Here is a 25,036-nt window from a genome sequence, read left to right on the forward strand (position 1 = left end):
TTTTTTGGCATATAAGGAAAGTGTTTAGGGTTATTGTCATTTCTGCCGAAGTATATTTTCAAGAGTGTAGGAGTTTTGCAGAAAAAGATGCTGAAAATTTTCCTCTACCTCTTTTGCAATGTTGGCAGCTTATTTTTCCAAGTCCCATATTCGTTCTATGAGGCGTTTTTATGACAAAATAACATTCATTATACTGAGCACTTAAAAAGCAAACAGAATAAGTAAATAATTTGTTGTTGTATAGATGCTTGTCTAATCATAAAATCTAAAACTGAATAATCTAATACATAATATTCAGGAGGTGATTATATGTTTAACGAACTGGGTCGTGGTGAAGTCGGCCGTTTCAATCTTCGTCGCAGGTTCCGTAAACACTTCAATCGTTTTCAACTTCGTCGCAACCTCCGTAAACTCCGCCTTCCGTCATGAGCACCACGGTTTCCATCACTTCTCTTTCCTGTATCAAGATGTGTTGCAGGTACCGTACAAGACGATTGCAATTTAACCAAGTAAAAGGAACGCGGTTCAACTATGCTGTTCCCTTTAACACCGAAAAGGCTGACATAGCAGCCTTTTTTTGTTTAATCCTTCCTCTTTTTCTTGACCATGGAGCATGTCTTCTTAAATATTGTTTTTTTACAAATCGAAAACTTACATTAATGCTGATCATTACGGTTCTTTTTATCTTCAAATCAATGGAAAAGCCTGCCGATACACCGGCAGGATCTTCACCTAACGCACCCGTTAGCTTAATAAGATTTACTCCCAATTTAATAAAACCTGAAAAAGTTCACAGCTCTAGAAGCTGCCCTAATAACTTCAGGGTCATAAAAAGAAAAGAACCGCCGCAGCGATCCTTTGATGTTCTATTTGCTGTTTAGTAATACGAGTCACCTATGATTATGATGCACTGCTTAAACTACTTTTTAACTAATTTACCTATTATAGAGGCACCAATTACCTAATATCCTGTAAAGCTTGTTGAAGTGTGGCATAAGTTTTAATACTCGAAAAATTGATGCCTGATTTGATAATTCTTGATACTAAATCCGTTCTAATCCCTGTAAATACCGCATTGATTCCTAGCAGCCTAAGAATATCATATATGGTAAAGATTCGAGCCGAAATTTCGGTATCGATAGAGGCAATGGATGAGAAGTCAATAATAACGCACTCAATTTTCAACTCAGTGATTCTGGGTATGACTCTATTCATAATAAACTCACTTTTTTCTACATCAATATCTCCAATTATCGGGAGAACCGCAATGCCATTTTGTATAGGGATTATGGGTGAAGATAGTTCTATGATCTTCTGGTTCTGCTTTTCTTCGGTTTCCTTTGTTAATCTTTCTCGCTTAAATATAGTTTCAGTAATACTTATATCAAGTAAAAAACTTAATCTACTGGTAACAGTGATAACTTCCTCAGTAGTTAGTCCATGGTCCATGCATAATTGTGATAAAATTTTAATTAATAGCTGTCTAGTATCCGCATAGGGTTTTATAAGACTTGATAATTCCTTTAGATATTGAGCATCTTCCGGAGTTTCCTGTTTGATGAGCCATTCAATGAATCTGGGTTCAACCTCTTCATTCGAAAATTTAAGCGTACTCCCGAAAAATTTAAGAAATTCAGCATTAGTATCAATTGATTTATCTATTATTTCTTGTGGTAATGTTATTTCTATCTTACTCACATTATAATTAACAATTTCCCTGCTTATTGATTCAGCATTCTTACTTAAAAATTGTGCAAATTCTTCAATTGTATTTACCTTTTCAGAACCCATAGAGCCATACTCCTAAATATCTATTTTCTTTAAGTATATTGGTTGCAAGCACACTTGTCTATCAACGATAAACAACAGAAAAAAATAACTGCGGTTAACGGCTTGGCAGGCAGATAATGCATGATGATTGTATAATCTACGCCCATTCTTAACGGGAATTTAAGGCAAGATTTCTACAATAAATACTACTAAGGAAGGCTGCTTTAGCAGCCTCTATTATTTTCAACTAACGCATCCGTTTGTTTAAGTGTAATCCTTCACATTCTCTTTTATACCTCATTATAACTCCAAGTCCTATTCATTGTTGTTCCAGAATCCATTGCAAAACAAAAAGATGCCTTTTCATTCAAGAAAAGCGCCAGATTGTGGAAGTTGAAAAATTGTTTTAAAATATAATATAAGTCGATTAATTCATATAAGGTGCAGCTCAAAAAATCAAAATTTGTAGACTGGAGAAGTAATGTGCAATTGATACAACAACTAAAAAATAAAAAGAAATATCTATCTATACTCTTAAGCGTTTATGTGGCTTTATTGGTATACTTTATGTTTTTCGGATTTGGACGTCCGAAGCTTGTTGGGCTCCAAGAATATCGATATTCTTTAATACCTCTTCGAATTCCCTTGTGGTTTCCTAAACAATTTTCAATAGATATTATTAAACTCTGGGTCTTTGCTCTTGGTAATCTTCTAGCATTTATTCCGTTTGGTATACTTGTGCCGATAGTATTTGAACATTCCTTTAAAACATATTTTAAGTTTATTACCTTGTTTGTGTCTCTTATTCTATGTATGGAAATTGTTCAACTAGTAACTTATTTAGGAAGCTTTGATATTGAGGATATTATTATAAATACAATGGGTGCTACAATTGGCTTTTGTTCATATAAAATAAGCGAACGTATGAATACTTCGAAAAAGTATTGGGTTTCTATGGGATTGTCCATTGTGGGGTTAACTTTGCTGATGTTCCTCACTGCGTGGGTATTTAACAATACAATCACACCGCATCTTGAAAAGACATTTGGACTGTGAATAGCTTAAAAGCTCATTTATCATGAAGAGAAGTTTATGAACGGCTCCTTAATATGTTGAAGTAAAGCACAATTTCTAATCGCCTAAATCTACTAAAGGATCTATATTTTAGTTAAACAAATAAAAAAATTCCCCTGAATTATTTACTAAAAGGGGAATCATAATTAGCTATAACTTGTCTTAGAAAGTTGATGTCCTTCCGAATCATTTCTTTATAGCGTGGAAGTGAACACCTTTGTAAATCCATCAGAAGCCTTCCAAGTTCTCTCTTCAATAAAAATTGTTCTAAGTCATGCATTCAAGTCCCCTCTCAGATGTCATTTAATAAATTCTTTTTACCCTCTTCAATTTACCTTGGAAACACTTTAAAGAGATTAATTTACTAATTCACTTCCCAATTTATCCCTATTTATAACTTAAAATTCTCTTGCATTCCTTAACTAACTCACCCGTTACTTTAAGTATATTTTTTTTCGAAGTTGGTATAAGTTGATGTTATTTGAATGTACAGAGTATTTGTACTGTGTTGCGAATGACATTTTTTTATTGTTTTTTCAAACACATACCCTATGGGTGATCAATCAATTGAGCCTATTTAGCAGAGTAAAAATTTTACTGCCCAAATAGGACAAGATTATTGCTAAATCTTTCAACCGTCATGCGGAAGCAGCGGGACAGGTGAGCCCCCCGCAGGCAAAGCCGAGGAGACTCTCCGCCTGTCCCGTGCAGGTAGAGTGCCTGCAGCGTAAATCCACTTTTTTGTTCAATAGACATAATGTATGCGAAAACAGCTAGAAACGTTTGAATGGGCACTGTCTATCCAGGCGTTTTTTTAATTCGAAATAGTTCTCATGTTAAGCCCGCTTCCTCTTTTTTGAAAATTTAAACTTTACATCTCTCCCCTTTTCCCCTAAAAAATAGCAATATTATACCGATATAAGATATGTAAATGACTAATGTAATAGAAAAAGGAAAATCCATTGAAAAATGGGGACGCAGCCAGTTACCGATGAAGAAAAGGGACGAATCGGTAATCGATTGGTCCCTTTTTATGTCAAGCAACAAAGGAGAATAATAGATGTCTGTATTTAGAACTGATTCAGCCCATAAAGCCTTCATCATCACACTTGGCGGTTTCGCGGGGAGTGATAAGGCTTCGAACTTCGTGGAAAACCTGAAGAGTGAGGTTTCGAAAATCGATGTGAAAAACTATACCCTGATTGTGAACTCTTCGGAACTCAGAACCTTTAAGCCTGAGATTCTTCCGGTGCTTGAGACAAGCTATGGCCTGTATATGAGCCTTGGCTTTAAGCGGGTTCTGATGGTGAAGCCGCAAAGGGTTACGCCCCGGCTCCAGCTCAGGAGGATTGCAAAAAAGGTTCATTTCACCGGTGAGTTCATTGATGACCTTCAGTCAGGTCTATTGATGAGCGGGGGGTAATAGAGGTGGAAAAAATGCCAGTCAGTATTGCGATCAAGGAAGTATCTGTCTATCGCCCTCAGAAAGTCGTGAATAATGACTATTACCGGAAGCATTTTGCAGAGCAGGGCAAGGATATCGAGAACCTGCTCGAGGCGCTCGGCCGGGAGGACCGGTATGTCGCCGATTATGAAAATGAGACTTCCTTATCCATGGCCGTCGAAGCTGCCCGGGATGTGCTTGAAAAAAGCGGCCTTGAGGGCCGGGATTTAGATTTGATTGTGTTCGTATCGGGTACACCGGAGTATTTCTGGCCTCCGAATGCCGTTGCCGTCCATAAGGCGATCAGCGGCAAGGAGGAGGCTGCCGCTTATGACATGAATGCTGCCTGTGTAGGGATGGTCGCAGCTGTTGAGCAGGTGAGCCGCAATATGTCGGCCAATCCGCGGATCAAGCATGCGCTTATCGTCGGTTCCGAGCAGATGCACCGCTATGCGCGGCAGGATGAACCAGTGACATATGCAAGCTTCGGAGACGGAGCGGCAGCTGTTATCCTCGAAAGGACAGCAGTGGAGGCTGCCGGCTTTATTGATGCTGTTTACAAAACGAATACCGATGCTATTGAGAAAATCGTTTTTCCTGCGTGTGGTGTGTCGAAAATGTACGACATCCGGACCCCTCATGCTGAGAAGCTGATTCAGTGGGAGAATGTCAGGAATGACAGAGCCTTTTTGTCTACCCTAGAGCTGATTGAAAAGGTGCTGGACCGAAATGGGGTTAGCACTTCGGATGTTCAGGTTTTCTGTTTTTCCCAGCTGTCCCGGAAGAATATCCTGAAAATCCAGGAAACGATGGGCGAAAGAGCTGAAAAATTCCCGGTTGTCGGAACGGAGTATGGCTACACAGGTGCGGCAAGTCCGTTCATGGCTCTCGAGCATACGCTCGCAAAAGGCCAGGTGAAGCGCGGAGATTATATTGTATTCTGGTCAATCGGGGCAGGCTCTGTTGCCTGTGCCATGTTATTCAAATATTAAAGGAGCATAACTGTGAAAACAAAAAAACGAATTGAACTGGGAATCCTTATCCCTTCTGTCATTATCGGAGCGGCTGTCTTACTGAGTTTGCTCTCAGGGAACGCGGGGATCGAACGCGCTGCTGCAGCTGCCGGGGGGACTGTCTTCATCCTTGGAGGGATATGGGCAAGCTTCTCAGTAGCAGCGAGACTAAATAAGGTAAATGACTATACCTCTGCATTAGGGGAGGGGGACTTCACCGCAATCGAATCCATTCAGGATAAAAATGGGATGCTCATCCCGCTTCAAAATGCGGCCGGGCAAATCAGGAGCATTGTGGAGGAATTAAAGGGCGGCATATCCTCTGTGGATGTGAACTCTGATGAACTGTCTGCCACGATGACAGAGCTCATCTACATTATGGAAGAGCTGAAGGAAACGACAAATGAAATGTCACAGGGAACGATGGAACTGAGTGCGGCTACCCAGCAGATCGGTGCTTCAGCAGAGGATATTGAATTTTCGACCAAGAAGCTTGCTGAAAAAGCAAATGAAGGCCTTTTGACGGCAGAAGAAATCATTCAAAGAGCTAACCTTGTCAGGGAGGATGCCAAAAATTCTGCTGCTTCTTCCCAGCAGATTTATACCGAAAAGGCGGAAAATATCCGGAAGTCTATTCTGGAGGCGAAGGTTGTGGAGGAAATCAAGCTGCTTGCAGATGTGATCGGAAGTATCTCCGAGCAGACCAACCTCCTTGCGCTGAATGCCTCCATTGAAGCCGCGCGGGCAGGCGACGCAGGCAGGGGCTTTGCGGTGGTGGCCGAAGAAATCCGGAAGCTTGCCGAGCAGTCTTCCAAGTCGGTCGATAACATCCGCACCGTGACTAATCAGGTGCAGCAGGCATTCACCGCTCTTACGAATCATTCGGAAGACATTCTGAATTATATCGATACCAAGGTGAATCCGGATTACGAGAAGCTGATCGAGATTGGCGAGCGTTATGAGAAGGATGCGGAATTCATTAATGAAATGTCCCGTGAAATCGCCAAGTCTTCTGGTGAAATGGCAAGTGCCATTACCGAGGTAAACATGGCCATCCAGAATGTATCCGCAACAAGCCAGCAGTCTGCATCTGGTACAGAAGAAATCCTGCATAATATTTCCGAAGTATCCCTGGCCATCCAGGAAACGTCGGAACTCGTGGATCTGCAGCGCGAATTGACACAGACAATCAGCGGGAAGCTTGATAAGCAGTTCCGCTAATAGGCATCTATCATAGAAACAGCATCCAAATGGGTGCTGTTTTTTCTAACAATTGGAAAAGTTACCCTTGTTATACGAGGGGCATTGTTATACAATGCAATTAGAAATTATTGGGGGTTTTTACATGGATAGGGAATTAATGAAAGGGAGCATTGATATTCTTTTGCTCTCGCTGCTTGCGGAAAAGGACTGTTATGGATATGAAATGACCAAAAAGCTGCGATCGTTAAGCGATGAAGCCTATAACATGAATGAAGGAACGCTGTATCCAGCCTTGAAGAGGCTTGAGGGCAAAGGCACTGTCACGTCCTATTGGAGCCAGGAGCTTGAAGGAAGCAGAAGGAAGTATTATTCAATCACAGACACTGGGCGGACGGTGCTTGACGAAAAGCTGAGGAACTGGAAACAGATCGGCCGGCTGATTGACAGGGCTGCGGAGGGGCTGTCATGAATAGGGAGATCGAGAGCTACCTGGATGCCGTTGTTTCCGGCCTGAATATGAGTGAAGATGAGAAGACGGAATTCAGGGAAGAGCTTTCCGTCCATCTTGAGGACCATATCAGCGAGCTGCTGGTTAAAGGGTTTTCGGAAGAGGAAGCCGTGAGAACCGCCCTTTCGTCCTTTGGAAATGAAAAGAAGCTGAACAGGGAGCTGAAGAAAACTCTGTTTCCCTTTTATAAACTGATCCGCTATGCCTGGTGCGTTGCCTTAGTCACAGGGTTTCTGTGCCTGTTGTCCTATTCGGCAATGGAATATTATGAACCGCGGAATGATAACTCCCTGCCGGCTGAGTCGGTGATCACCGGGATGTTCATCATCGCCATCCTGTCAGGGATCGCTGAGGTGCTATTTGAAGCCCTGCAGGCTGAGTACAAATCAAAATGGCTGACCAATCCATTGTCGTTCTTCCTGATCCCAGCCTTTCTGATCGGCTGCCTGACATCCATTTCACTGGTGCAGGAACCAGAGAAGTATCAGGATGGATTATGGCTGGATCTGTATGCGATTCCTCTTGGGGCCATCGCCCATCTCACAGGCAGACAGCTCTTTTCACTCGTTTTTATGCGCAGAAAAAAATTGGCATCGAAGAAGAATGCCAAATAAACAAAGGGGAATTTTATGAAAAAGAAACGGACACTGGGAAGCTTGATTATCGCCATTTCCCTGCTCCTTGCGGCCTCCATCGCCCTTGGTTTTTCAGGACAGGGTGATGAGTATAGATTTTTTGTCGGGCTTGGAGAGAAATTCGATATATCGCCGGATGACAAAAACCTGCTGTTTTCCTATTATTCCGGCGGAGATGAAGCGATCTATGAATCAGACACTGACGGCAAAAAGGTCAGGAAGCTTGTAGATTCGGAGGATGATAGACTCCGGGCGCCCAAATACAGCCATGATGGAAAACATTTTTTATTCCTGGCAGCTGATTCTGAGGGAATTCAGTCCCTGCACATGGCAGGCCGTGATGGAAACGGAGAAAAGGTGTTGACAGACAAGGACACACATGTATCACAGGCCATTTTCTCAGCTGATGGAAATTCCATATACTATACAGCCATTGCTGCCGAGGATTTTAAGAAGGCAGAGGGGGAAACGAAGGAAGGACTTGATTTGTATTCCATCGGCATCGATGGAAAAGGGAAAAAGCAATTAACCGACCGGGATTACTTCAGTATGAATACTCTGGCCCTTTCAGAGGATGGAAAAGAACTGTATTACAGCCTGTACAATGGCTCCCGGGAAACGATAACCGCTTATTCGATTGAAAGGGGCACCGAGAAGTCTGCGGAGGGTTCGGCCAAATTGCCTGCAGAGTCATTTGCAATCCAGGTTTCGCCTGACAATTCACAGATCGCTTATACGACCATCAGCGAGGAATCGCGGAACAGCTCCCTGTATGAATATGAACTGCATATACTGGATAAGGAGACTGGCGAAACAGAGAGAATGACAAATCTTAGGAAGTCGGTCACATCGCCGCTGTTCTTTCATAATGGCAGCAGGATCGCTTTTCTGGAGTATGAAAACTGGTCGGCCACACCTGAGAAATACAAGTTCTATATACAGGATATAGACAGCAAAAAGCTTGAATCAATCTCGTTCAGTGTGCCGTCTGGCAAACCGTTCAACGGCGTCCTGTATATGATGTCGAGTCTTGTGGACGGCCGGGCTTTGACGATTCTTTACACGATACTCCTATGTCTGACAGCTACGTATTGCTCCTTCTTCTATCCACATAGAAGATACCTGCCGGCTAAAGCTGGCCTGGCGCTTGCCGTCGCCGGGATCGCAGTATCCATTGGTGCAGCCGTTACAGGAAATCCATGGATGGGAATCGCCCTTGGAATGCTCGGTGCAGCCCTTCTCGGCGCTTCTGTTGTCGCCTTTTTATACACCTTTATCCTCACACGGTGGAGAAGGCCGGGTTATTAAAAGGTACGGTAAGGCTATTCGCTGTAAGACGCGGATGGCTTTTTTCGTGCAGGATTCAGCAGGAGAGCACCGGACGCATGGAGAATCATAAAGGAGACGCCTGCTGCAGCTAGCAGGCAATTGCTAAGTTTTATAGGTTCAGTCATCCAGGGAGATCAAAAAAATTTTTTTCCAGGGAGGAACTGTAATGCCGACAGCAAAAATGGTGTCAAGGGTAGAGGGAAGCCATATCATTCTGGAGCGAGAATTTGATGCTCCGAGGGAGCTTGTATTCAATGCGTTTACAGAGGAAGAACATCTGAAGCATTGGTGGGGCCCGCGCGGCTGGGAGCTCACCGTGTGTAACATTGACTTCCGTGAAGGAGGCAGCTGGCATTACTGCATGAAGTGCATGGATAAGAATCAGGGCGACTTTTACGGAATGGAATCCTGGGGCAAGGCGGTTTATGAGGAAATTGTAGATGGAGAAAAGATCGTGTATATCGATTATTTTTCCGATGCAGAAGGAAATGAGGCCGAAGGGATGCCGTCCACAAGGAGCATCCTGACCTTTGAAGAACAGGACAGCAGGACCAAAGTCGTAAACCGGGCCGAATACAGCACAGCGGAAGAGCTTCAGAAGGTTCTCGATATGGGCATGGAGCAGGGCATTACCGAAACTTGGGACCGGCTGGCTGAATATGTGGTGTCGAAAAAGTGAAAAAAAGTTTGAAGAAATGGCCTCCAGGTTTATCTTGGGAGGCCTTTCTATTTTCGTTAAATGAAATCAATTAGTAAGCATACATTAGTTAGCTGTTTTTTATCCTTTGCCTGCTAAAAATGGGCTCATCAAACGGAAAGTATATTTGACAAAACCGAGTAATCGGTAATACTATATACTAGTAATAAGTAATACTAAGTATTTTCGGCACATATTATTCTCTGTTACAAAATTTGAATCAATGGAGGGCACGAGTTGGATAACATTACAGAAATGTTGAAAGGGGTGCTTGAGGGCTGCGTTCTTGAAATTATAAGCCGCGGTGAAACCTACGGTTATGACATCACACAGCAGTTGAGAAAACTTGGTTTTACGGATGTAGTTGAAGGCACAGTATATACAATTACCATGCGGCTTGAGAAAAACAATTTTGTCGACTTTGAAAGAAAGCCATCCACTATGGGCCCGCCAAGGAAATTCTATAAACTCAACACAGCTGGTAAAGAGCAGCTTGAAGCTTTTTGGAAAAAGTGGGACTTTGTCTCAAGTAAGATTAACGAACTTAGAATGAAAAAATAAATCAAAAGGAGAGGCAAAATGAATATTTTTGAAAAAATTCTTGGAAGTATGGATGAAAAGAGAGAATGGAGGAAGATGGAGGAACGTGCAAATACGCTTCCAAGTGAATATCGCGGAGCATACAAAGCCATCCAGAAATATATGTGGACTGCTGGAGGCGGACTCACCGACTGGAAGGATATCAGCCGTATATATAGTGGGCTTCTTGATCTTTTTGAAGAAGGTGCAGCGGAAGGAAAAAAAGTTACTGACCTCACGGGTAAGGACGTGGCAGCATTCTGTGACGACCTCGTGAAAGATGAGCCAACATGGAAGGATAAATACCGAAAGAAGTTGAACGATACGATCGGCCGAGGCTAACCCTTCTGCAAAAAATTTCGTTCTTTGGGTTGAGATGATCAGGAAAGAATGAAACCTGGGGTTCACTCTAGAGTCCTTGGTTTTACTAAGAATATGCTTAAAGCTTATTTATACAAAAAAACTTTCAAGCTGTCATCCCTATCAACCGTGGCGAGCAGCACCTTTTCTACTTCCGTTCCATACTTTCCCTTAAGGTTCATTATCACCCAGTCTGTATCCTTCTGGATTTCTCTAAGCACATTTGGATTGATGCTGCCTTCTTTGATAAGGGTCCTGGGCAGAAAAAAGGGCTCAGTTTTGATTCCGGAAAGAGCGGGTGTGAGCGGTTCGTACTGGGGATCCAGGAAGACCGAGAGCTTTCCATCCGCTTCCCATGTTGCCAGGGCAACCTTTTTCACATCAGCAACCTTATCCTCACGCAGTTCCTCCATCAGAACATCGATGGTGATCCGGGCCTTCTTCAATCCTTCATACAAAATCCGGCCGTCTTTGACGACAGTGACCGGCTTATGATTGACCAGATTCCTGAACCAGGGCCATTTCAAGATCAGGAGAATGCCAGTCAAATACAGAGCCACCAGGACAATGGTAGTGGTAACCGAACCCTTTAAGCCCAGATGCTGATCGGACAGCGGGTGGGCGATAATGTTCCCGATAACGAGGGCGATGACAAAATCGAGGAGCCTCAGCTGGGAAATCGTACGCTGTCCCAATATCCGGGCAACCAGCACTAAAAAAATGAAGGAAACCACTGCCCGCAGGATCCATTCTATCGTCGTCAGGGCTTCCTGGTCTTGATAAAAATCCAGCACGTAACACATCCTCCTACTTGAACGATTCACTATGCTTAGTCTGCCTTCCCCGGTATATAATGATGCATGAGGGGGACTGGCCCCATTTCCCGGAAATGGGGCCAGTCCCCCTGCAGCTCTCTGCCGTACAAAAGCGGTATAATTAAAATGGCAGGAGAAGACATTTTATAGTGTCTGCCCTGTGTATTTGGGGAAAAGTAAATCATAAGCCAAAATATAAAGGAGCCTTCCCATGACGATACAAGCAGGATGGAACCTGGAAAATACGTATTTGAATCTTCCAAAGACCTTTTATACCAAGCAGAATCCACAGCCGGTTGAGGATCCCGGCCTGGTGATTCTGAACGGAAAGCTGGCAGAGTCGCTTGGATTGGATACAGATGTCCTTCAGAGGGAGGAAGCTGTCCATGTTTTAGCCGGTAATGCAGTTCCGGAGGGAGCGGAGCCGCTTGCCCAGGCATATGCAGGGCATCAATTCGGACACTTCACCATGCTCGGGGACGGCCGCGCTGTGCTGATTGGGGAACAGGTGGGCCCGTCCGGCGACCGGTATGATATCCAGCTGAAGGGACCTGGACGGACGCCGTATTCCCGCGGCGGTGACGGCAGGGCGGCACTCGGGCCGATGCTGCGCGAATATATCATCAGTGAAGCGATGCATGCACTCGGCATCCCGACCACCCGAAGCCTGGCTGTAGTGGCAACCGGCGAAGCGGTGTTAAGAGAAACGCCGCTTCCAGGCGCCATCCTGACTCGGGTCGCTGCCAGCCATCTCCGAGTCGGCACGTTTCAATATGCCTCCAGATTTGCATCGGTCGATGATCTGCAGGCACTGGCCGATTATGCCATCGACCGCCATTACCCAGAAATCAAGGAAGATGATAACCGCTATCTTTCCCTTCTGCGTGCCGTGATTGAGCGCCAGGCCATGCTGATCGCCAAGTGGCAGCTTGCCGGCTTCATCCATGGAGTAATGAATACCGATAATATGACCATCAGCGGGGAAACGATCGATTATGGACCATGTGCGTTCATGGACGTTTTTGATCCGGCCACAGTCTTCAGCTCGATTGATGTGCAGGGCCGCTATGCTTTCGGAAATCAGCAGAACATCGGCGGCTGGAATCTGGCGCGCTTTGCCGAGACTCTGCTGCCGCTGCTCCATGAAGATGAAAACAGAGCCGTTGAAATTGCCCAGGAAGCGATTGCTGATTATAGCAAAATCTACTTCCGTGACTGGCTCACAGGCATGAGGGCGAAGCTCGGCCTGTTCGGTGAGGAGGAGGCAGACAAAGCCTTGATTGAAAATCTTCTCAGCATGATGCAGAAGCACCGGGCCGACTACACCAATACCTTCCGGGCTCTGACATTCGGCAGGCTGGAAGAAACCGCCTTTTCCGGAACTCCAGAATTCGAGACTTGGAATAGGGACTGGCAGGAAAGGCGGGCTAGGCAGGAAGAGACAGCGGAAGCCTCACAAGAACTGATGAAAAACAGCAACCCTGCCGTGATTCCGCGGAATCATAGAGTTGAAGAGGCACTCGAGGCCGCCGTGGAGGATGGAAATCTTGATCCCATGATGAAACTCTTGGCCGTTCTCTCGAAGCCGTACGCCCATACGCCAGAGCAGGAGGAATACACGACAGTGCCTGCGGCTGGCAATACTCCTTACCAGACGTACTGCGGAACATGACGCGGCACCACGAAAAAAAACGCTTGGGCATCCAGGCGTTTTTTTCTGTATTATAATTGGAATTTTTCCTTAATGATCCTGGCGGTTCCTTCTGCACTCAACTTCGTATTGTTTATTCTAATATAGTTTTCAACATTCATTTCACCTTCAGAAGAATTTAGTCTGTATTTCTTCGCTGTACTTTTAAGTTCACCTTCCGACCATTCAATATTCCGTTTGGACGGCTTATGTTCAAGTCTATTGGGGGTTGTATTCCGCTCAAGCCTTTCTTCGAGATCAGCCTCTAGCTCCACAAAGTAAACCGTGCCTCCCCTGGACTCAAACAACTGAGTAACTTCGGCCGCATAATCCCAGTCTTCCTGCAGATCAAAGGCCCACACATAAGTGAAAATCATTCCATAAAGATCGCTCTTTGACACTTCTTCAAAAATCTCCTGACGGAACAGGCGCACTAACCTCTTGCCTTCCTGCGTGCTGTAGTCAAAGAAATGATTAACCAAATCAATCGTCATATGATTATGAAAAAGCTTCAAATCTGTTATTTTTGCTAACTCCTGCCCAACCGTCATCTTGCCAACCGCCTGGGGTCCAAACACCAGAACAAATTTCATAAACTCTCTCCTAGCATTCTTTTGGTTATTTTAACATAACTTTACAGTGATTCTATTAAAAAGAATGTTTGGAGGGGAGGCAGCGTTGGTGATATGCGAGATGATTTGAGTTAAAAAATAGAGAGAAAAAACACAAAAAGTGATCATAATCATCAAGTTTTATTCAGTTTGTGCTCAATTTTGAAGCAGCAGTGCCTGGCTGTACCCCGATCAGCTCCTTAAATCAGTTTATGCAATCCGAAATGAACATTTTACTTGCGGAATCTCCTGGTTTACTTGCGGCCCCTTTACGACCCCCTAATTCCTTTGGACACCTTAGAGCTTAAAACAGTACACTAAGGACAAGAAAATCCAGTAATTAGGGAGGGGCTCTTATGGGCAAGAAAAAAATTAAAGTGTTGGAGGACGTCAAAAAGAATTATGTCCGGTTAGCTTTAGAGTCAGGGAACTATTCTTCCATCGCTCGCAGAGCGGGAATTGATCGCAGTACCCTTTCGGGCTGGATTCAGGAATATGGGGATGAGATAAGGGAACGTATGGAAGACCCCGCCACTGTCATTCTTTCTACTGAGCCTACCAAGGAAGAATTAAAGGCAAAGTATGAACAGGCGGTGAAACTGCTTGGGGAGAAGGAACTCGAGGTGGCCATGCTTAGAAATCTATTAAAAAAAAGCCCTTACCAGCCCTAACGGTCATTGAGGAAATTAGGCTTTGGGCAGAGGAGGGGTTTGCCATTACCAAATTGACCGAAGCAGCCGGAGTAAATAGATCCCTCTATTACTATCACTCTGGAGAGGAAGAGGAAGTGAACCCAAAAGGAAAGCGCGGCCGGCCAGCACCAGGATTTTCAAAAACAAAGTCAGACAAAACAGTGCCTGATGAGCAGGTTGAGGAATTCCTTATGGAGGCCATAGAAGGGGAATGCGCCATTTATGGGGTGAAGAACCTGACCCAATTTTTGAGGGATCATCACGAACTGGTAATCAACCACAAGAAGGTCCACAGGCTATGCAGGGAGCTTGGCATCCTCCTTCCACAACGACCCGTTCAGGCAAAGTATCCAAGGAGACTGGTGAAGAACCATCGAATTACCGGTCCGAACCAGCTATGGCAGCTGGATATCAAGTATGGCCATATTGAAGGAAGCGGAAGGTTCTTCTTCGTGGCATGCGCCATTGATGTATTCGACAGGTGCGTCGTCGGCTTTTATACGGGACCCCGATGTAAGGCCGTGGATATTACAGCCATGCTTAAGGAAGCGATTGTGAGGCGGGCCCTCAAGCTTCCCGAGGAGGATGGGCATTGCATTATCATAAGGACCGACAATGGCCCTCAATTCGTAAGCAACCACTTTGGGGAATTCTGCGAGCAGAACAGGGTGTATCATGAACGGATCCCGCCCCGTTCCCCTAATTACAATGCCTATATCGAGTCGTTCTTCAGCCTTCTTGAACGCCACGTATTCCGGCGCTATACCTTCGAATATTTTGAAGAGGCGTACTATCGCGTTGGTGAGTACATGGAGTTCTACAACCATAGAAGGTATCATGGCTCCCTGGGGAGAATGGCTCCTGCCAAGTTCCATGATAAGTACAAGGAAATCGGGTTCCCGTCGGAAATGACAATCAGCCTGTGAACAGGCTGATTGACTCCTCTGAGAAATAAAAAAGTAAAAAACTAAGACAGAGAGAGAATGTAAAAGCAATTGTCAGGAATAAGGGGGTCAGACCGGCCCTTTATACTTTACTTGCAAAAAAAGGGATTTACTTGCGAAGACAGCCATTTTACTTGCGGGAAGAGCAGATATACTTGCAAAAATGAAAGAAATACTTACGGAAGGGCAGTTCAAAAATATCACATGGCTAAAAGAGATATACCACACACTATTTAATGTGGTCTTTTCTCTAATCTTTCTATAAGATAAAACTATAAAACTTCCAGAATTAGACACAGAACTCACTCTAGGAGGATGTGCCATGCCATTCACAATTGTACATCAAACATTTAAGTCAGTCGGAATTAAAAACAGAGGTAGATTCAGCGAGTTTGCTAGTGTAGTGCCAAAGAATGCACAGAAGTTCATGAGCAGGAGGGACGAGCTGGAGGACCATTCAGGAACCGAAATCGCATTCTTTGAACCAAAAAGGGGAGAGGATCATCTTGAAGGCGGGTATTATGTGGGAATCACGGCCACCCGTAAGCCTGGGGAAGTCCCATCAGGCATGGAATACCTGGAAATTACCCACACCTATGCAGCCGCAAGGGGCGAAATATCTGAAATTGGATCTCTGCATTCACGTCTCAATGATTGGATCTTTGAACAGGGCAGGCATGTGAATCAAGAGGCTTATTTTGTTGAATTGTACTTTCCCAAGGAGGATGGGGAGGAAGTGGAGGTTTATATTCCAATCCAGGAATGATGAAATAGCCGGGCCAGCGGCAGATGCTGGCTCGGCTATTTCATTAATAAAGTCTTTGCGTGTAGCCTTCATTCAATTCCCTTGCTACTTGTTCAGGAGTCGCATTCGGAATATTGGCGTGAGCGATCAGCATCTTAGGGGCCGAGGGAAGGCTCTCTTTTGTGAGCCAAGAATTCGGATTCCATAACTTTGACCGGATGAATGCTTTAGCACAATGGATATAACATTCCTTTACCTCTACTAAAATACCAAACGCAGGAACTTTCCCATTAACCGAGCTCTTCTCCAAAAGCTCAGGATCCCGGCAAATGTAGGCTTTGCCATTTATCCTTAACGTCTCCCCGAGCCCTGGGATTAAAAATAGGAGCCCAATATGAGGATTGGTGATGATGTTATGTATAGAATCCATTCTTTTATTGCCCGGCCGTTCTGGAATGAATAAATGATGCTCATCAACGACTGTCACAAATCCGGGCTCATCTCCCCTCGGCGAGGCATCACATTGTCCGTCAGCATGGGATGTGGATATAGATAAAAATGGTGACTTAGAAATAAAGTCTGCACAATGCTCATCAATAAAGGAAATTACTTTATTTGCAGCCCGTGCGCTGGGAGTGCCGATGGTGGAGCGGAATTCTTCAAACTCTTCTTGTGTTGTGATGATGTTTTTGTATTTGGTTGTCATGGGATCACCTTTTCGAAATGGAATGTATAGCAATAGTATCATGTTTACTTTACAAATTATCCTATTAAAATGAAAATATACCATTTGAATAAGTTTAATGGGAGGTTAACAGATGAATCATTTTTTTGCTATAGAAGGAGATAAGGTGTCAGGGAAGTATGTTGTCACTGAAAGGATCAATGGAGGGATACAGATACTATTTGAAATTAACAATAGACATCAAGGCGGACTTAAAGAAGCCAGGCAAATGATCGGCAATTACCTAAAAAATAAAGGACATTCATTGAATGAGGTTTTCGTACATCAATGTATAAAGCCCGGCAGAAAGCAAAACCCCATTCAAAAATGGACAGTAGAAGAATATCTATTTGGAGTTCCAGGAAAATAGTGAGTGTTTGGAATGTGGTTTTTTAATCTAACTCCACACCAACATGGCTATGAAACGAAACTTCCATTTTATTATTAGTGTTATATACCTAAAGAACACAGAAAGAAACAAAGAACAGGCTGTGCTGCTCTTTGTTTCTTTCTGTGTTTTCTCTATTTTTCAGATGGCCGGTTCCCATGAAGCTTCAGCCATCCGGATGAATTCCCGCACTGCGTGGGAAACATAGCGCCCTTTTTTTATGATAATTCCAAGCTTCCACGGAATCACGGGCTTGACGATCGGTATGGTCTTGAGCAGCCGGGGATCCACTTTTCCTGCAATGGAAGGGGGGGAAGAAAGTTATCCCCAGGTTTTCCCCAACCATGCCGCTGATTAAATCCCATTGTGAGCTTTCGTAGGCGATATGCGGATTAAACACGGCGGTCTGGCATGCCTCGATGATGTAGTTGTGAAGGGCAAATTCTTCACGGAACGGGATGAAGGCTTCATCTTTCAGTTCTTTCAGCTTCACAATTTCCCTGGCTGCAAAGGGAGCCCTTTGTGATTGGCCGCAAAAACCGGCTGTTTTCTGTTTCTTTTAAAGGAGCCAAATCAAGCGCATTAGTGTACAGGCTGCTTAAAACTGCCAAAGAGAATCGCCTCAATGTCTTTCGCTATTTGATGGATCTGTTTGAGACACTGCCAAACCGTAATCTCAAGGAGATAAAACATATTAGATAGGCTGATTCTTTGATCAGCCGAGCTGCCGGCCGAATGTTACTTGAATCAGAATCCATAACCACATGATAAAGGATCCACACCGTTAAATTAAGGTGTGGATCCTTTTGCGCTTACAGTAAATCAGCCAGATCCGCAAGTAAAGATGAAGCTTTCGGCGAGCAAGCGGCATTGGGCGCAGGCCAGATGCCTCACAGGTGAAAAAATGAGTGCAATTAATAAAAAACATCGGAAAACGATCAGGAAATTCTATTTTAACTCTCGAGTCATTCTTCGCCGGAATACTCTTGGCTATTCTTCTTTCCCGGGCAGATCATTTGAAGGAAAGAAGTATATATCATATAGTATATATAAATCATATATAATATAGTTTATCTTTAGGTGGGGTCGCTATGGTAGTTGTCGATTTTAAGAATACGCTTTGGAATTATACGAGAAAAATCAGTGAGAATACCAATATTATTATTTCTTCGCTCTGTGAGCGCTACGGACTGACAAGCCTGCAAGTCAGGATCCTCGTTGAAATCCAGCAGCAGGGCTCGCATACTATCGGCAGTCTGGCATCAAAGGTGAATATTGCCGGTACCAATATTTCCACGATGTGCAAGAAGCTTGAGAAGCAGGGGTTTGTGGAGCGTGTCAGGGATTCGGGGGACGAGCGGGTCGTAAAGGTTGTTCTTTCTGAAAATGGGAAGGAAGCCGTTCAGGAAATTAATGAAGAACTGCTTGGGAAGATTTCCGCTTCTATTAAAGATGAGTCGGATGAGTCCCTGCAGGATATGATAGACGGTCTTAAGAAGCTGAACGGGCTGCTTGAGAAAATGAGGTAGTTTTTGGGAATACTTACACTAGTTTTATACAATAAAGGAGATATGGAGAATGTGGCAGGATATTTTATCAACGTACTCGTCAATGTTCGACGGCCAAATGTGGGCCGATGTGCTCACTTCATCAGAGGCATGGGGGATGATTCTATCTCTGGCTGTGCTCGAATGTATATTATCCGCGGATAACGCACTTGTGCTGTCCGCTTTCGTCAAGCCGCTGCCAAAGGATCAGCAGAAAAAAGCCTTGATTTACGGGCTGTGGGGAGCTTATCTCTTCCGCTTCATCTTCATCGGTCTTGGCACATTCCTGATTAAGCTTTGGTTCATTAAACTGATTGGTGCACTGTATTTATTATGGCTTGCTGTTAAATTTTTCATCGAAAAATTCAAAAGTTCAGAAGGCGGGGAAGAGGAAGCGGCCGTTTCGCCTAAAGGGTGGCTGGTCAGAACGTTCGGCTTCTTCTGGGCAACCGTCATATCCGTTGAATTGATGGACCTTGCCTTTTCCGTTGACAGCATCCTGACTGCACTTGCCGTATCTGAGAAGGTATGGGTGCTGCTGCTCGGAGGAATGATCGGAATCCTGCTTATGCGTGGAGTGGCCACTTTCTTCATTGCCTTAATGAACAGAGTGCCTGAGCTAGAGACAACAGCTTATGTCCTGATTACGTTCATCGCTGTAAAAATGGGCCTTACTCTGATCCATATTCATATACCGAATGAAGTCTTCATCGGCATCATGATTCTGGCGTTTGTTATCACCTTCATCATTCATTCCATCCGCAAGAACAGGGCGGGGAAATTCTCACATTAATAGAGGAGTGCCCCGTTTGTGTGCTGTCTGAAGTGCACGGGCAGGGCACTTTTTTTGTCTTCAAAAAGAAACGAATCAGCACTTAGTATGTTTACCTCCCCTCCGAATGGGAACGAAGATATTATGAGCTTTTAGGAGGAGGAGTTTTGAATGGCGAAAACGATTTTTATCACCGGTGCCGGAAGCGGACTTGGGCGCGGTGCGGCAATTGGCCTTGCGAAGAGAGGGCATAAGGTGATTGCGACGACGGAAATCACGGCCCAGGAAACGGATCTTAAGAGGGAAGTACGGGAGCTTGGCCTTGATATGGAAGTGTTTAAGCTTGATATCACGAATGAACGGGACCGGAGGCAGATGGAGGAGCATGACTTTGATGTTTTCGTTGCCAACGCGGCGATTAATGAAGGCGGTCCGCTGGCAGAAGTGCCGATGGACCGATTCCGGGCCCTGTTTGAGGTGAATGTGTTTGCGACGCTTGAGACGGTCCAGATCGCTGCACGTAAATTGGTGGAGAAGGGAAGCGGAAAGATTGTCTTTATGAGCTCGATGGCTGGAATTTCAGCGACGGCTTATGTGGGGCCTTATACGGCAACCAAGCATGCGATTGAAGGCATTGCTTCCACAATGAAAACAGAGCTTGAAAGCTTTGGCGTGCAGGTGGCAACCATTAATCCTGGGGCATTCGCAACAGGCTTCAATGACCGGAGTGCGGAGGAAAAATACAAATGGTTTGATGAGAACAAGAATTTTACCCGCCTCGAGGATATGAAAAAGCAGGAGGAGGGGCTGGAGAAGCAGTTTGATCCTGAATTAATGATTGAGAAAATGATTGAGATCATTCCGGCGGACAGTCACAAGTTCCGCACCGTTTTCCCCGGCGAAACGGAGGAGCAGCTGAAAAAGACGGAACAGGAACGCTGGAAAATGGAGATATAAGGAAGGAAGCATCTGCGGACCATGCAGATGCTTTTTTTTTGTGGAAAAGAGGGCGGAGCTGCATTTATCATGGTGCTTCCTGCAACTGGGTGTGAAGATCATTGTTGAGGATCCTTCCAAGGTGAAGATCGGTATATAAACAAGTGCGCACATGCTGTAGAATACTAGTGTAGAAGTTTATGGGAAGGGGGGCGGCTGGAAATGAAAGCGCCATCTAAATTCAGGCTGAGCACCCTCATTATTTTCTTCATCTGCATGGTCGTCTTAATCTGCCTGGTTATCACGGATTTGTTGATCAGCATCAATGTGAATGATGACATTCGTGAGAGCAAGGAGGAAAAAGCAAAGATTGTGGCGCGGACTGTCGCGAAATCACAGATTGTGATAGACGGCCTTGAGGATGGCAGCAGTTATAGTGAAGAAATTCAGGTGTATGCGAATGATATTAAAAAGGCTACCGATGTGATGTTTGTGGTTGTAATGGATATGGAGGGAATCAGGAAATCCCACCCGGATCCGGAGAAAGTGGGCAAGCATTTCATCGGCGGAGATGAGGGACCGGTACTTAAGGGGAATGAGCATGTCTCCTTCTCGACTGGAACATTGGGGAAATCCCTGCGCGCCTTCACCCCGGTTTATAACGGCCACAGAGAGCAGATCGGTGCTGTAGCTGTCGGCATCTCGCTCAATCATATTGAGGATGCATTAGTCGGCAGTCAGCGGAACATCATGATGGGGACAGTCATCGGAATTGTTGTCGGGATTATGGGGGCTGTTATCCTTGCACGATATATAAAGAAGATACTGCTTGGGCTTGAGCCGTACGCGATTGCCAAGCTTCTGGAGGAGCGGAGCACCATGCTGCAGTCTGTTCATGAAGGCATTGTGGCTGTGGATCATGATTCGACAATCACCCTTGTAAATAAATCGGCACAGCAGCTGTTTCAAAGAGCAGGGCTTACGGGGGAGCCGGTCGGCAAGAAAATCTCCGATTATATGCCGACGACGGGCCTTGACCGGGTGCTTCAGACCGGAAAGCCGGAGCTTGATGAGGAGCAGGTAATCAACGGCATTACCATCCTTGTGAACCGGGTTCCGCTCATCGTCGGAGGCCGGGTGGCAGGGGCGATCTCCACCTTTCGGGACAAGACTGATGTGAATCAACTGGCAGAACAGCTTACCGGGGTAAGAACCTATGCCGAAGCACTCCGGGCCCAGTCACATGAATTCAAGAACCGCCTGCATGTGATTCTCGGGATGGTGCAGATGAAATTTTATGATGAACTGCGGGAGTTCATCCGTTCGCTTGTAAATCACCAGAATGAAGAGATGGGAAGTGTGGCCCAGCATGTAAAGGACCCTGCCCTTGCCGGGTTCATCATGGGGAAGATGAGCTATGCCAGGGAAGAGGATGTACGCATGACCTTCCATATCGAATCTATCCTGCCGGAGCCGCGCGACCCAAAGCTGACTCAGGAGCTGATCACCATTCTCGGCAACCTGGTGGATAATGCAATTGAATCCATGATGTCCGCCCTTGTAAAAGAGCTTGACGTGCAGCTTGAATATGAGCTGGGGAGCTTGTACATCGAGGTGGCGGATTCCGGGCCGGGAATTGACCCGGAAATTCAGGAACACATATTTGAAAGGAATGTTTCCACAAAAGGGAGCAGCCGCGGATATGGGCTTTATCTTGTGAAAAACAGCGTCGGACAGCTCGGCGGTGAGCTGACCCTTGAATCACCTCCCGAACAGGGAGCCGTTTTCAGGATAAGCATTCCATATGAAAAAAGGGGGGATTCTGATGATAAAGGTCTTAATTGTTGAAGACGATCCGATGGTGGCGGAATTCAATAAGCGCTATTTACAGGAAATCGAAGGCTTCATCCTGGCAGGGACTGTGCATAAGGCGGATGACGCTCTTAAGTTCCTTGCGGAGACTAAGGTCGATCTGATCCTGCTTGATGTATATATGCCAGGTGTAAGCGGGCTGAGCCTGCTGCGTACAATAAGGAAAAAAGGGATTGCGGCCGATGTGATTTTGATTACGGCTGCGGCTGCGGCTGAAAGGATACAGGAGGCTCTCCGATTCGGCGCGGTGGACTATTTGATCAAACCCTTCGAATTCGAGCGCTTTAATCAGGCGCTGCAGTTGTATAAAGAAAAGCATGCCTTTTTTGCCGGCACAGAGACCATCCGTCAGCAGGACCTGGATGAATTCCTCAGCCGGGATTCCCGCTCAGGCGCGGAAGTACAGCAGGTATTACCAAAAGGACTGACAAGAAGCACTCTGCAGGCCATCGTAACGGTAATTGAAGAAAGCGGGGGAGAACCATTTTCGACTGATGACATCGCCGACAAGACATTTATCTCGAGGGTCTCGGTCCGGAAATACCTGAAGTTCCTCGCGGATCTTGATGTGCTTGAGGAATCATTGACCTACGGCATCGGCCGTCCGGTCTATCTCTACACTTTCAAAAAAGAAAAACTGGAGACTGCGAAAATGTATTTATAATAGACCGTGATTGTATGAAGAAGGGAAATGGGTATGAAAACAAACTGGATGAGTCCGATATTTATAGTCATCATAATTATGGTCATCAATAACTCAAGCTCTACAGGTACTATCATGAAAACGCTGATCAATGTTTTGGCCGCGGCAGGACTGCTCTTAATCGGTGCAGCGTATGTGATCGGCAGAAGGAAAACAAAAGAGTAAACCAAAAAGGATAGAGGTGCTGGCAATCCGCCGTACTCTATCCATTTTAATTGGCGTCAAGCCCGGGAAATAAGCCCTGTCCCCTGGGAAAAGCGCGTAGGGATAAGGCGAGAGAGTTTGGGAAATGGGGTCAGTCCCCCTAAACGGTCCCCATGGGAGGGGGTGCTTTTTTTAGTTTTAAAAAGGTCATTAGTTTCAAAAGGTATTTAATTGGCTTTGAATTTTTTACTATAAGGAGAGGAATGAAAGCGATAACTAAGGAGTAGATGAGATGTCTGGGATTAATCTGAAGGATGAGGCGATTGGGCTTCATCGGCAGTTTTCTGGAAAGATAGAGATTGTGAGCAAGATGGAAGTAGAGACGGAGGCGGAATTGAGCCTTGTGTATACGCCGGGTGTGGCGGATGTGTGCAAGGCGATAGCCGAGGATCCGCGTGAAATGGATGCATTGACCTCCAGGGGGAATATGGTCGCCATCGTGACTGACGGGACGGCGGTCCTTGGTCTTGGTGATATCGGCCCAAAGGCTGCGATGCCTGTAATGGAAGGAAAAGCATTGTTATTTAAGAAGTTTGCCGGAATTGATGCGTTTCCTTTATGTCTGGATACAAAGAATGTAGAAGAAATCATTGGAGTGATCAAGGCGGTGTCGCCGGGCTTTGGCGGAATTAACCTGGAGGATATTTCAGCACCGCGCTGCTTCGAGATCGAGGAGCGGTTAAAAAAGGAATTGGATATCCCGGTTTTCCATGATGACCAGCACGGGACGGCCATCGTTGTCCTTGCGGCTCTGATCAATGCAGTCAAGGTGGTGAACAAGAAGCACCGCAGCCTGAAGATTATCATCAATGGCGCCGGGGCAGCCGGCATAGCCATCGCGAAGCTATTGATGCAGGCCGGCCATAAGGATATCACTCTTGTGAGCCTGGAGGGCGTGGTTTGCAAAGGGGAAAAATGGCTGAACTCCATGCAGGAGGAAATGGCGGAAGTGACGAACCTGAGGGGCGTCCATGGCACGCTTGAACACGCCATCGCGGACGCCGATGTGTTTATCGGCGTTTCCGGACCAGGCGCGCTGAAGGCTGAATATATTAAAACCATGGCAAAGGATCCGATTGTTTTTGCCATGGCGAATCCGATTCCGGAAATCTACCCGGAGGAGGCGCTTGCAGCCGGTGCCGCCGTAGTGGGGACCGGACGCTCGGATTATCCGAATCAGGTGAACAATGTTCTGGCATTTCCGGGCATCTTCCGCGGAGCGATGGATGCGAAGGTGAGTGAAATCACAACAGCCATGAAAATCGCTGCCGCCTATGCGATTGCAGAAACCGTGGCAGACAAGGAACTCCGCCCGGAATATGTCATTCCGAACGCCTTGGATGAGCGGGTGGCAAAAGAGGTCGCGAAGGCTGTGGCAGCAGCGGCGCGCGAGGAGAAGAAAGGCAAGATTACAGTATCTTAATAATAACCCCGGGCCTATGCTGCCCGGGGTTTTTGTGCGTATGAGCATGACCCGGCTGTGCCGCCATTTTCAAGCCTCTTAGAGCAATTTACCGCGTATAAACGAAATGGCGAGTAAATGTATCAGTTCGGATAGTAAAGTCCCTGGTTCGGATAGTAAAAGTTCATTTCGGATAGTAATGTATGGAAGTTGGATAGTAAAGTGTGCGGTTTGGATAGTAAAGGTCTCAGTTCGGCGAGTAAAGGGATATTCAGCGTACTGCTGATGCTTCCCTGGAGTGAAAAGGGGTTGCTTTTAATTAAAATACAGCTGGCAGAAGTGAAAAACATCAAAAAAGCAGCTGAAATGGAAAAAAATC

The 25,036-nt window shown here is 45.5% G+C and carries 28 protein-coding genes; 22 read left to right on the plus strand and 6 right to left on the minus strand.

All coding sequences use genetic code 11. The annotated features are described in order from the left end of the window. Nucleotides 1–529: 529 nt before the first annotated feature. Nucleotides 530–769 carry a hypothetical protein gene (locus V1498_RS02835; RefSeq protein ID WP_409296806.1) on the minus strand — a complete coding sequence of 80 codons (240 nt, stop codon included), beginning with the start codon at nucleotides 767–769 and terminating at the stop codon, nucleotides 530–532. 188 nt (nucleotides 770–957) lie between these two features. After that, nucleotides 958–1,791, minus strand: a complete 834-nt coding sequence (locus V1498_RS02840) for an STAS domain-containing protein (RefSeq protein WP_409296807.1) — start codon at nucleotides 1,789–1,791, stop codon at nucleotides 958–960. A gap of 462 nt (nucleotides 1,792–2,253) precedes the next feature. Between V1498_RS02840 and V1498_RS02845 the strand changes: the two genes are divergently transcribed. From V1498_RS02845 to V1498_RS02890, 10 genes are all read left to right on the plus strand, one after another. Continuing rightward, nucleotides 2,254–2,826: a VanZ family protein gene (locus tag V1498_RS02845; RefSeq protein ID WP_409296808.1), complete on the plus strand. Its 573-nt coding sequence runs from the start codon at nucleotides 2,254–2,256 to the stop codon at nucleotides 2,824–2,826. A gap of 1,078 nt (nucleotides 2,827–3,904) precedes the next feature. Continuing rightward, the gene (locus V1498_RS02850) at nucleotides 3,905–4,267 is read left to right on the plus strand and encodes a hypothetical protein (protein WP_409296809.1); all 363 of its coding nucleotides are present in this window, start codon (nucleotides 3,905–3,907) and stop codon (nucleotides 4,265–4,267) included. 14 nt (nucleotides 4,268–4,281) lie between these two features. Beyond that, on the plus strand, nucleotides 4,282–5,280 hold the full coding sequence (locus tag V1498_RS02855) for a ketoacyl-ACP synthase III (RefSeq protein WP_409299111.1): 999 nt from the start codon (nucleotides 4,282–4,284) through the stop codon (nucleotides 5,278–5,280). 12 nt (nucleotides 5,281–5,292) lie between these two features. Next, a complete protein-coding gene (locus V1498_RS02860; RefSeq protein WP_409296810.1) occupies nucleotides 5,293–6,522 on the plus strand; it encodes a methyl-accepting chemotaxis protein in 1,230 nt (409 codons plus the stop codon). A 124-nt stretch (nucleotides 6,523–6,646) separates the two neighbouring features. Then, nucleotides 6,647–6,973 (plus strand): PadR family transcriptional regulator, encoded by a 327-nt coding sequence (locus tag V1498_RS02865; protein WP_409296811.1) that lies wholly within the window; start codon nucleotides 6,647–6,649, stop codon nucleotides 6,971–6,973. Continuing rightward, a complete protein-coding gene (locus tag V1498_RS02870; protein WP_409296812.1) occupies nucleotides 6,970–7,626 on the plus strand; it encodes a permease prefix domain 1-containing protein in 657 nt (218 codons plus the stop codon). Before V1498_RS02865 ends, V1498_RS02870 begins: the two co-directional genes overlap by 4 nt. A gap of 15 nt (nucleotides 7,627–7,641) precedes the next feature. After that, entirely contained in the window at nucleotides 7,642–8,955 is a 1,314-nt protein-coding gene (locus tag V1498_RS02875) for a DUF5050 domain-containing protein (protein ID WP_409296813.1), read from the plus strand. 187 nt (nucleotides 8,956–9,142) lie between these two features. Continuing rightward, complete coding sequence (locus tag V1498_RS02880) at nucleotides 9,143–9,655, plus strand: SRPBCC domain-containing protein (RefSeq protein WP_409296814.1); 513 nt, start codon at nucleotides 9,143–9,145, stop codon at nucleotides 9,653–9,655. A 255-nt stretch (nucleotides 9,656–9,910) separates the two neighbouring features. Then, nucleotides 9,911–10,234, plus strand: a complete 324-nt coding sequence (locus V1498_RS02885) for a PadR family transcriptional regulator (RefSeq protein ID WP_409296815.1) — start codon at nucleotides 9,911–9,913, stop codon at nucleotides 10,232–10,234. A gap of 18 nt (nucleotides 10,235–10,252) precedes the next feature. Beyond that, entirely contained in the window at nucleotides 10,253–10,594 is a 342-nt protein-coding gene (locus tag V1498_RS02890; protein WP_409296816.1) for a DUF1048 domain-containing protein, read from the plus strand. 104 nt (nucleotides 10,595–10,698) lie between these two features. Here the strand turns inward: V1498_RS02890 and V1498_RS02895 are convergent, their stop codons facing one another. Then, nucleotides 10,699–11,403 (minus strand): DUF421 domain-containing protein, encoded by a 705-nt coding sequence (locus V1498_RS02895; RefSeq protein WP_409299113.1) that lies wholly within the window; start codon nucleotides 11,401–11,403, stop codon nucleotides 10,699–10,701. Nucleotides 11,404–11,638: 235 nt separating this feature from the next. Between V1498_RS02895 and V1498_RS02900 the strand changes: the two genes are divergently transcribed. Beyond that, on the plus strand, nucleotides 11,639–13,099 hold the full coding sequence (locus V1498_RS02900) for a protein adenylyltransferase SelO (RefSeq protein ID WP_409296817.1): 1,461 nt from the start codon (nucleotides 11,639–11,641) through the stop codon (nucleotides 13,097–13,099). A gap of 50 nt (nucleotides 13,100–13,149) precedes the next feature. On the opposite strand, the gene V1498_RS02905 is transcribed toward V1498_RS02900, so the two are convergent. After that, on the minus strand, nucleotides 13,150–13,710 hold the full coding sequence (locus V1498_RS02905; protein WP_409296818.1) for an AAA family ATPase: 561 nt from the start codon (nucleotides 13,708–13,710) through the stop codon (nucleotides 13,150–13,152). Between the two features lie 374 nt (nucleotides 13,711–14,084). Here V1498_RS02905 and V1498_RS02910 point away from each other — a divergent pair, with 374 nt between their 5' ends. From V1498_RS02910 to V1498_RS02920, 3 genes are all read left to right on the plus strand, one after another. Next, nucleotides 14,085–14,399 carry a transposase gene (locus V1498_RS02910; protein ID WP_409295179.1) on the plus strand — a complete coding sequence of 105 codons (315 nt, stop codon included), beginning with the start codon at nucleotides 14,085–14,087 and terminating at the stop codon, nucleotides 14,397–14,399. 53 nt (nucleotides 14,400–14,452) lie between these two features. After that, nucleotides 14,453–15,346, plus strand: a complete 894-nt coding sequence (locus V1498_RS02915) for an IS3 family transposase (protein ID WP_409295181.1) — start codon at nucleotides 14,453–14,455, stop codon at nucleotides 15,344–15,346. 340 nt (nucleotides 15,347–15,686) lie between these two features. Next, on the plus strand, nucleotides 15,687–16,130 hold the full coding sequence (locus V1498_RS02920) for a GyrI-like domain-containing protein (protein WP_409296819.1): 444 nt from the start codon (nucleotides 15,687–15,689) through the stop codon (nucleotides 16,128–16,130). A 43-nt stretch (nucleotides 16,131–16,173) separates the two neighbouring features. Here V1498_RS02920 and V1498_RS02925 read toward each other — a convergent pair whose 3' ends face one another. Beyond that, the gene (locus tag V1498_RS02925) at nucleotides 16,174–16,815 is read right to left on the minus strand and encodes a pyridoxamine 5'-phosphate oxidase family protein (RefSeq protein WP_409296820.1); all 642 of its coding nucleotides are present in this window, start codon (nucleotides 16,813–16,815) and stop codon (nucleotides 16,174–16,176) included. 112 nt (nucleotides 16,816–16,927) lie between these two features. Here V1498_RS02925 and V1498_RS02930 point away from each other — a divergent pair, with 112 nt between their 5' ends. Further along, a complete protein-coding gene (locus V1498_RS02930) occupies nucleotides 16,928–17,203 on the plus strand; it encodes a hypothetical protein (RefSeq protein WP_409296821.1) in 276 nt (91 codons plus the stop codon). Nucleotides 17,204–17,387: 184 nt separating this feature from the next. Here V1498_RS02930 and V1498_RS02935 read toward each other — a convergent pair whose 3' ends face one another. Beyond that, complete coding sequence (locus tag V1498_RS02935) at nucleotides 17,388–17,714, minus strand: LysR substrate-binding domain-containing protein (protein ID WP_409296822.1); 327 nt, start codon at nucleotides 17,712–17,714, stop codon at nucleotides 17,388–17,390. Nucleotides 17,715–18,312: 598 nt separating this feature from the next. On the opposite strand from V1498_RS02935, the gene V1498_RS02940 reads away from it, so the two are divergent. The 7 genes from V1498_RS02940 (at nucleotide 18,313) to V1498_RS02970 (ending at nucleotide 24,678) form a co-directional block, all read left to right on the plus strand. After that, entirely contained in the window at nucleotides 18,313–18,750 is a 438-nt protein-coding gene (locus V1498_RS02940) for a MarR family winged helix-turn-helix transcriptional regulator (protein WP_409296823.1), read from the plus strand. A 49-nt stretch (nucleotides 18,751–18,799) separates the two neighbouring features. Then, nucleotides 18,800–19,561: a TerC family protein gene (locus V1498_RS02945; protein ID WP_409296824.1), complete on the plus strand. Its 762-nt coding sequence runs from the start codon at nucleotides 18,800–18,802 to the stop codon at nucleotides 19,559–19,561. Nucleotides 19,562–19,711: 150 nt separating this feature from the next. Beyond that, nucleotides 19,712–20,497 carry an SDR family oxidoreductase gene (locus tag V1498_RS02950; RefSeq protein ID WP_409296825.1) on the plus strand — a complete coding sequence of 262 codons (786 nt, stop codon included), beginning with the start codon at nucleotides 19,712–19,714 and terminating at the stop codon, nucleotides 20,495–20,497. Nucleotides 20,498–20,698: 201 nt separating this feature from the next. Then, the gene (gene dcuS / locus V1498_RS02955; protein ID WP_409296826.1) at nucleotides 20,699–22,324 is read left to right on the plus strand and encodes a DcuS/MalK family sensor histidine kinase; all 1,626 of its coding nucleotides are present in this window, start codon (nucleotides 20,699–20,701) and stop codon (nucleotides 22,322–22,324) included. Then, nucleotides 22,302–23,012 (plus strand): response regulator, encoded by a 711-nt coding sequence (locus tag V1498_RS02960; RefSeq protein ID WP_409296827.1) that lies wholly within the window; start codon nucleotides 22,302–22,304, stop codon nucleotides 23,010–23,012. The genes dcuS and V1498_RS02960 overlap by 23 nt, the downstream gene beginning before the upstream one ends. A gap of 33 nt (nucleotides 23,013–23,045) precedes the next feature. Then, nucleotides 23,046–23,216, plus strand: a complete 171-nt coding sequence (locus V1498_RS02965; RefSeq protein ID WP_409296828.1) for a hypothetical protein — start codon at nucleotides 23,046–23,048, stop codon at nucleotides 23,214–23,216. Between the two features lie 271 nt (nucleotides 23,217–23,487). Continuing rightward, nucleotides 23,488–24,678, plus strand: a complete 1,191-nt coding sequence (locus V1498_RS02970) for an NADP-dependent malic enzyme (protein ID WP_409296829.1) — start codon at nucleotides 23,488–23,490, stop codon at nucleotides 24,676–24,678. The last annotated feature ends 358 nt before the right edge of the window (nucleotides 24,679–25,036 follow it).

It is taken from the genome of Paraperibacillus marinus, assembly GCF_046237605.1.
GTDB classification, from domain to species: Bacteria; Bacillota; Bacilli; order Bacillales; family DSM-1321; genus Paraperibacillus; species Paraperibacillus marinus.

Bases quoted from the DNA above. Each gene is read 5' to 3' on its own strand.
- V1498_RS02850 (WP_409296809.1), top strand. From the start codon at position 3,905: ATGTCTGTATTTAGAACTGATTCAGCCCATAAAGCCTTCATCATCACA.
- V1498_RS02920 (WP_409296819.1), top strand. From the start codon at position 15,687: ATGCCATTCACAATTGTACATCAAACATTTAAGTCAGTCGGAATTAAA.
- V1498_RS02940 (WP_409296823.1), top strand. From the start codon at position 18,313: ATGGTAGTTGTCGATTTTAAGAATACGCTTTGGAATTATACGAGAAAA.
- V1498_RS02965 (WP_409296828.1), top strand. From the start codon at position 23,046: ATGAAAACAAACTGGATGAGTCCGATATTTATAGTCATCATAATTATG.
- V1498_RS02870 (WP_409296812.1), top strand. From the start codon at position 6,970: ATGAATAGGGAGATCGAGAGCTACCTGGATGCCGTTGTTTCCGGCCTG.
- V1498_RS02880 (WP_409296814.1), top strand. From the start codon at position 9,143: ATGCCGACAGCAAAAATGGTGTCAAGGGTAGAGGGAAGCCATATCATT.
- V1498_RS02875 (WP_409296813.1), top strand. From the start codon at position 7,642: ATGAAAAAGAAACGGACACTGGGAAGCTTGATTATCGCCATTTCCCTG.
- V1498_RS02905 (WP_409296818.1), bottom strand. From the start codon at position 13,710: ATGAAATTTGTTCTGGTGTTTGGACCCCAGGCGGTTGGCAAGATGACG.
- V1498_RS02910 (WP_409295179.1), top strand. From the start codon at position 14,085: ATGGGCAAGAAAAAAATTAAAGTGTTGGAGGACGTCAAAAAGAATTAT.
- V1498_RS02930 (WP_409296821.1), top strand. From the start codon at position 16,928: ATGAATCATTTTTTTGCTATAGAAGGAGATAAGGTGTCAGGGAAGTAT.
- V1498_RS02855 (WP_409299111.1), top strand. From the start codon at position 4,282: ATGCCAGTCAGTATTGCGATCAAGGAAGTATCTGTCTATCGCCCTCAG.
- V1498_RS02890 (WP_409296816.1), top strand. From the start codon at position 10,253: ATGAATATTTTTGAAAAAATTCTTGGAAGTATGGATGAAAAGAGAGAA.
- V1498_RS02925 (WP_409296820.1), bottom strand. From the start codon at position 16,815: ATGACAACCAAATACAAAAACATCATCACAACACAAGAAGAGTTTGAA.
- V1498_RS02950 (WP_409296825.1), top strand. From the start codon at position 19,712: ATGGCGAAAACGATTTTTATCACCGGTGCCGGAAGCGGACTTGGGCGC.
- V1498_RS02865 (WP_409296811.1), top strand. From the start codon at position 6,647: ATGGATAGGGAATTAATGAAAGGGAGCATTGATATTCTTTTGCTCTCG.
- V1498_RS02840 (WP_409296807.1), bottom strand. From the start codon at position 1,791: ATGGGTTCTGAAAAGGTAAATACAATTGAAGAATTTGCACAATTTTTA.
- V1498_RS02960 (WP_409296827.1), top strand. From the start codon at position 22,302: ATGATAAAGGTCTTAATTGTTGAAGACGATCCGATGGTGGCGGAATTC.
- V1498_RS02970 (WP_409296829.1), top strand. From the start codon at position 23,488: ATGTCTGGGATTAATCTGAAGGATGAGGCGATTGGGCTTCATCGGCAG.
- dcuS (WP_409296826.1), top strand. From the start codon at position 20,699: ATGAAAGCGCCATCTAAATTCAGGCTGAGCACCCTCATTATTTTCTTC.
- V1498_RS02945 (WP_409296824.1), top strand. From the start codon at position 18,800: ATGTGGCAGGATATTTTATCAACGTACTCGTCAATGTTCGACGGCCAA.
- V1498_RS02900 (WP_409296817.1), top strand. From the start codon at position 11,639: ATGACGATACAAGCAGGATGGAACCTGGAAAATACGTATTTGAATCTT.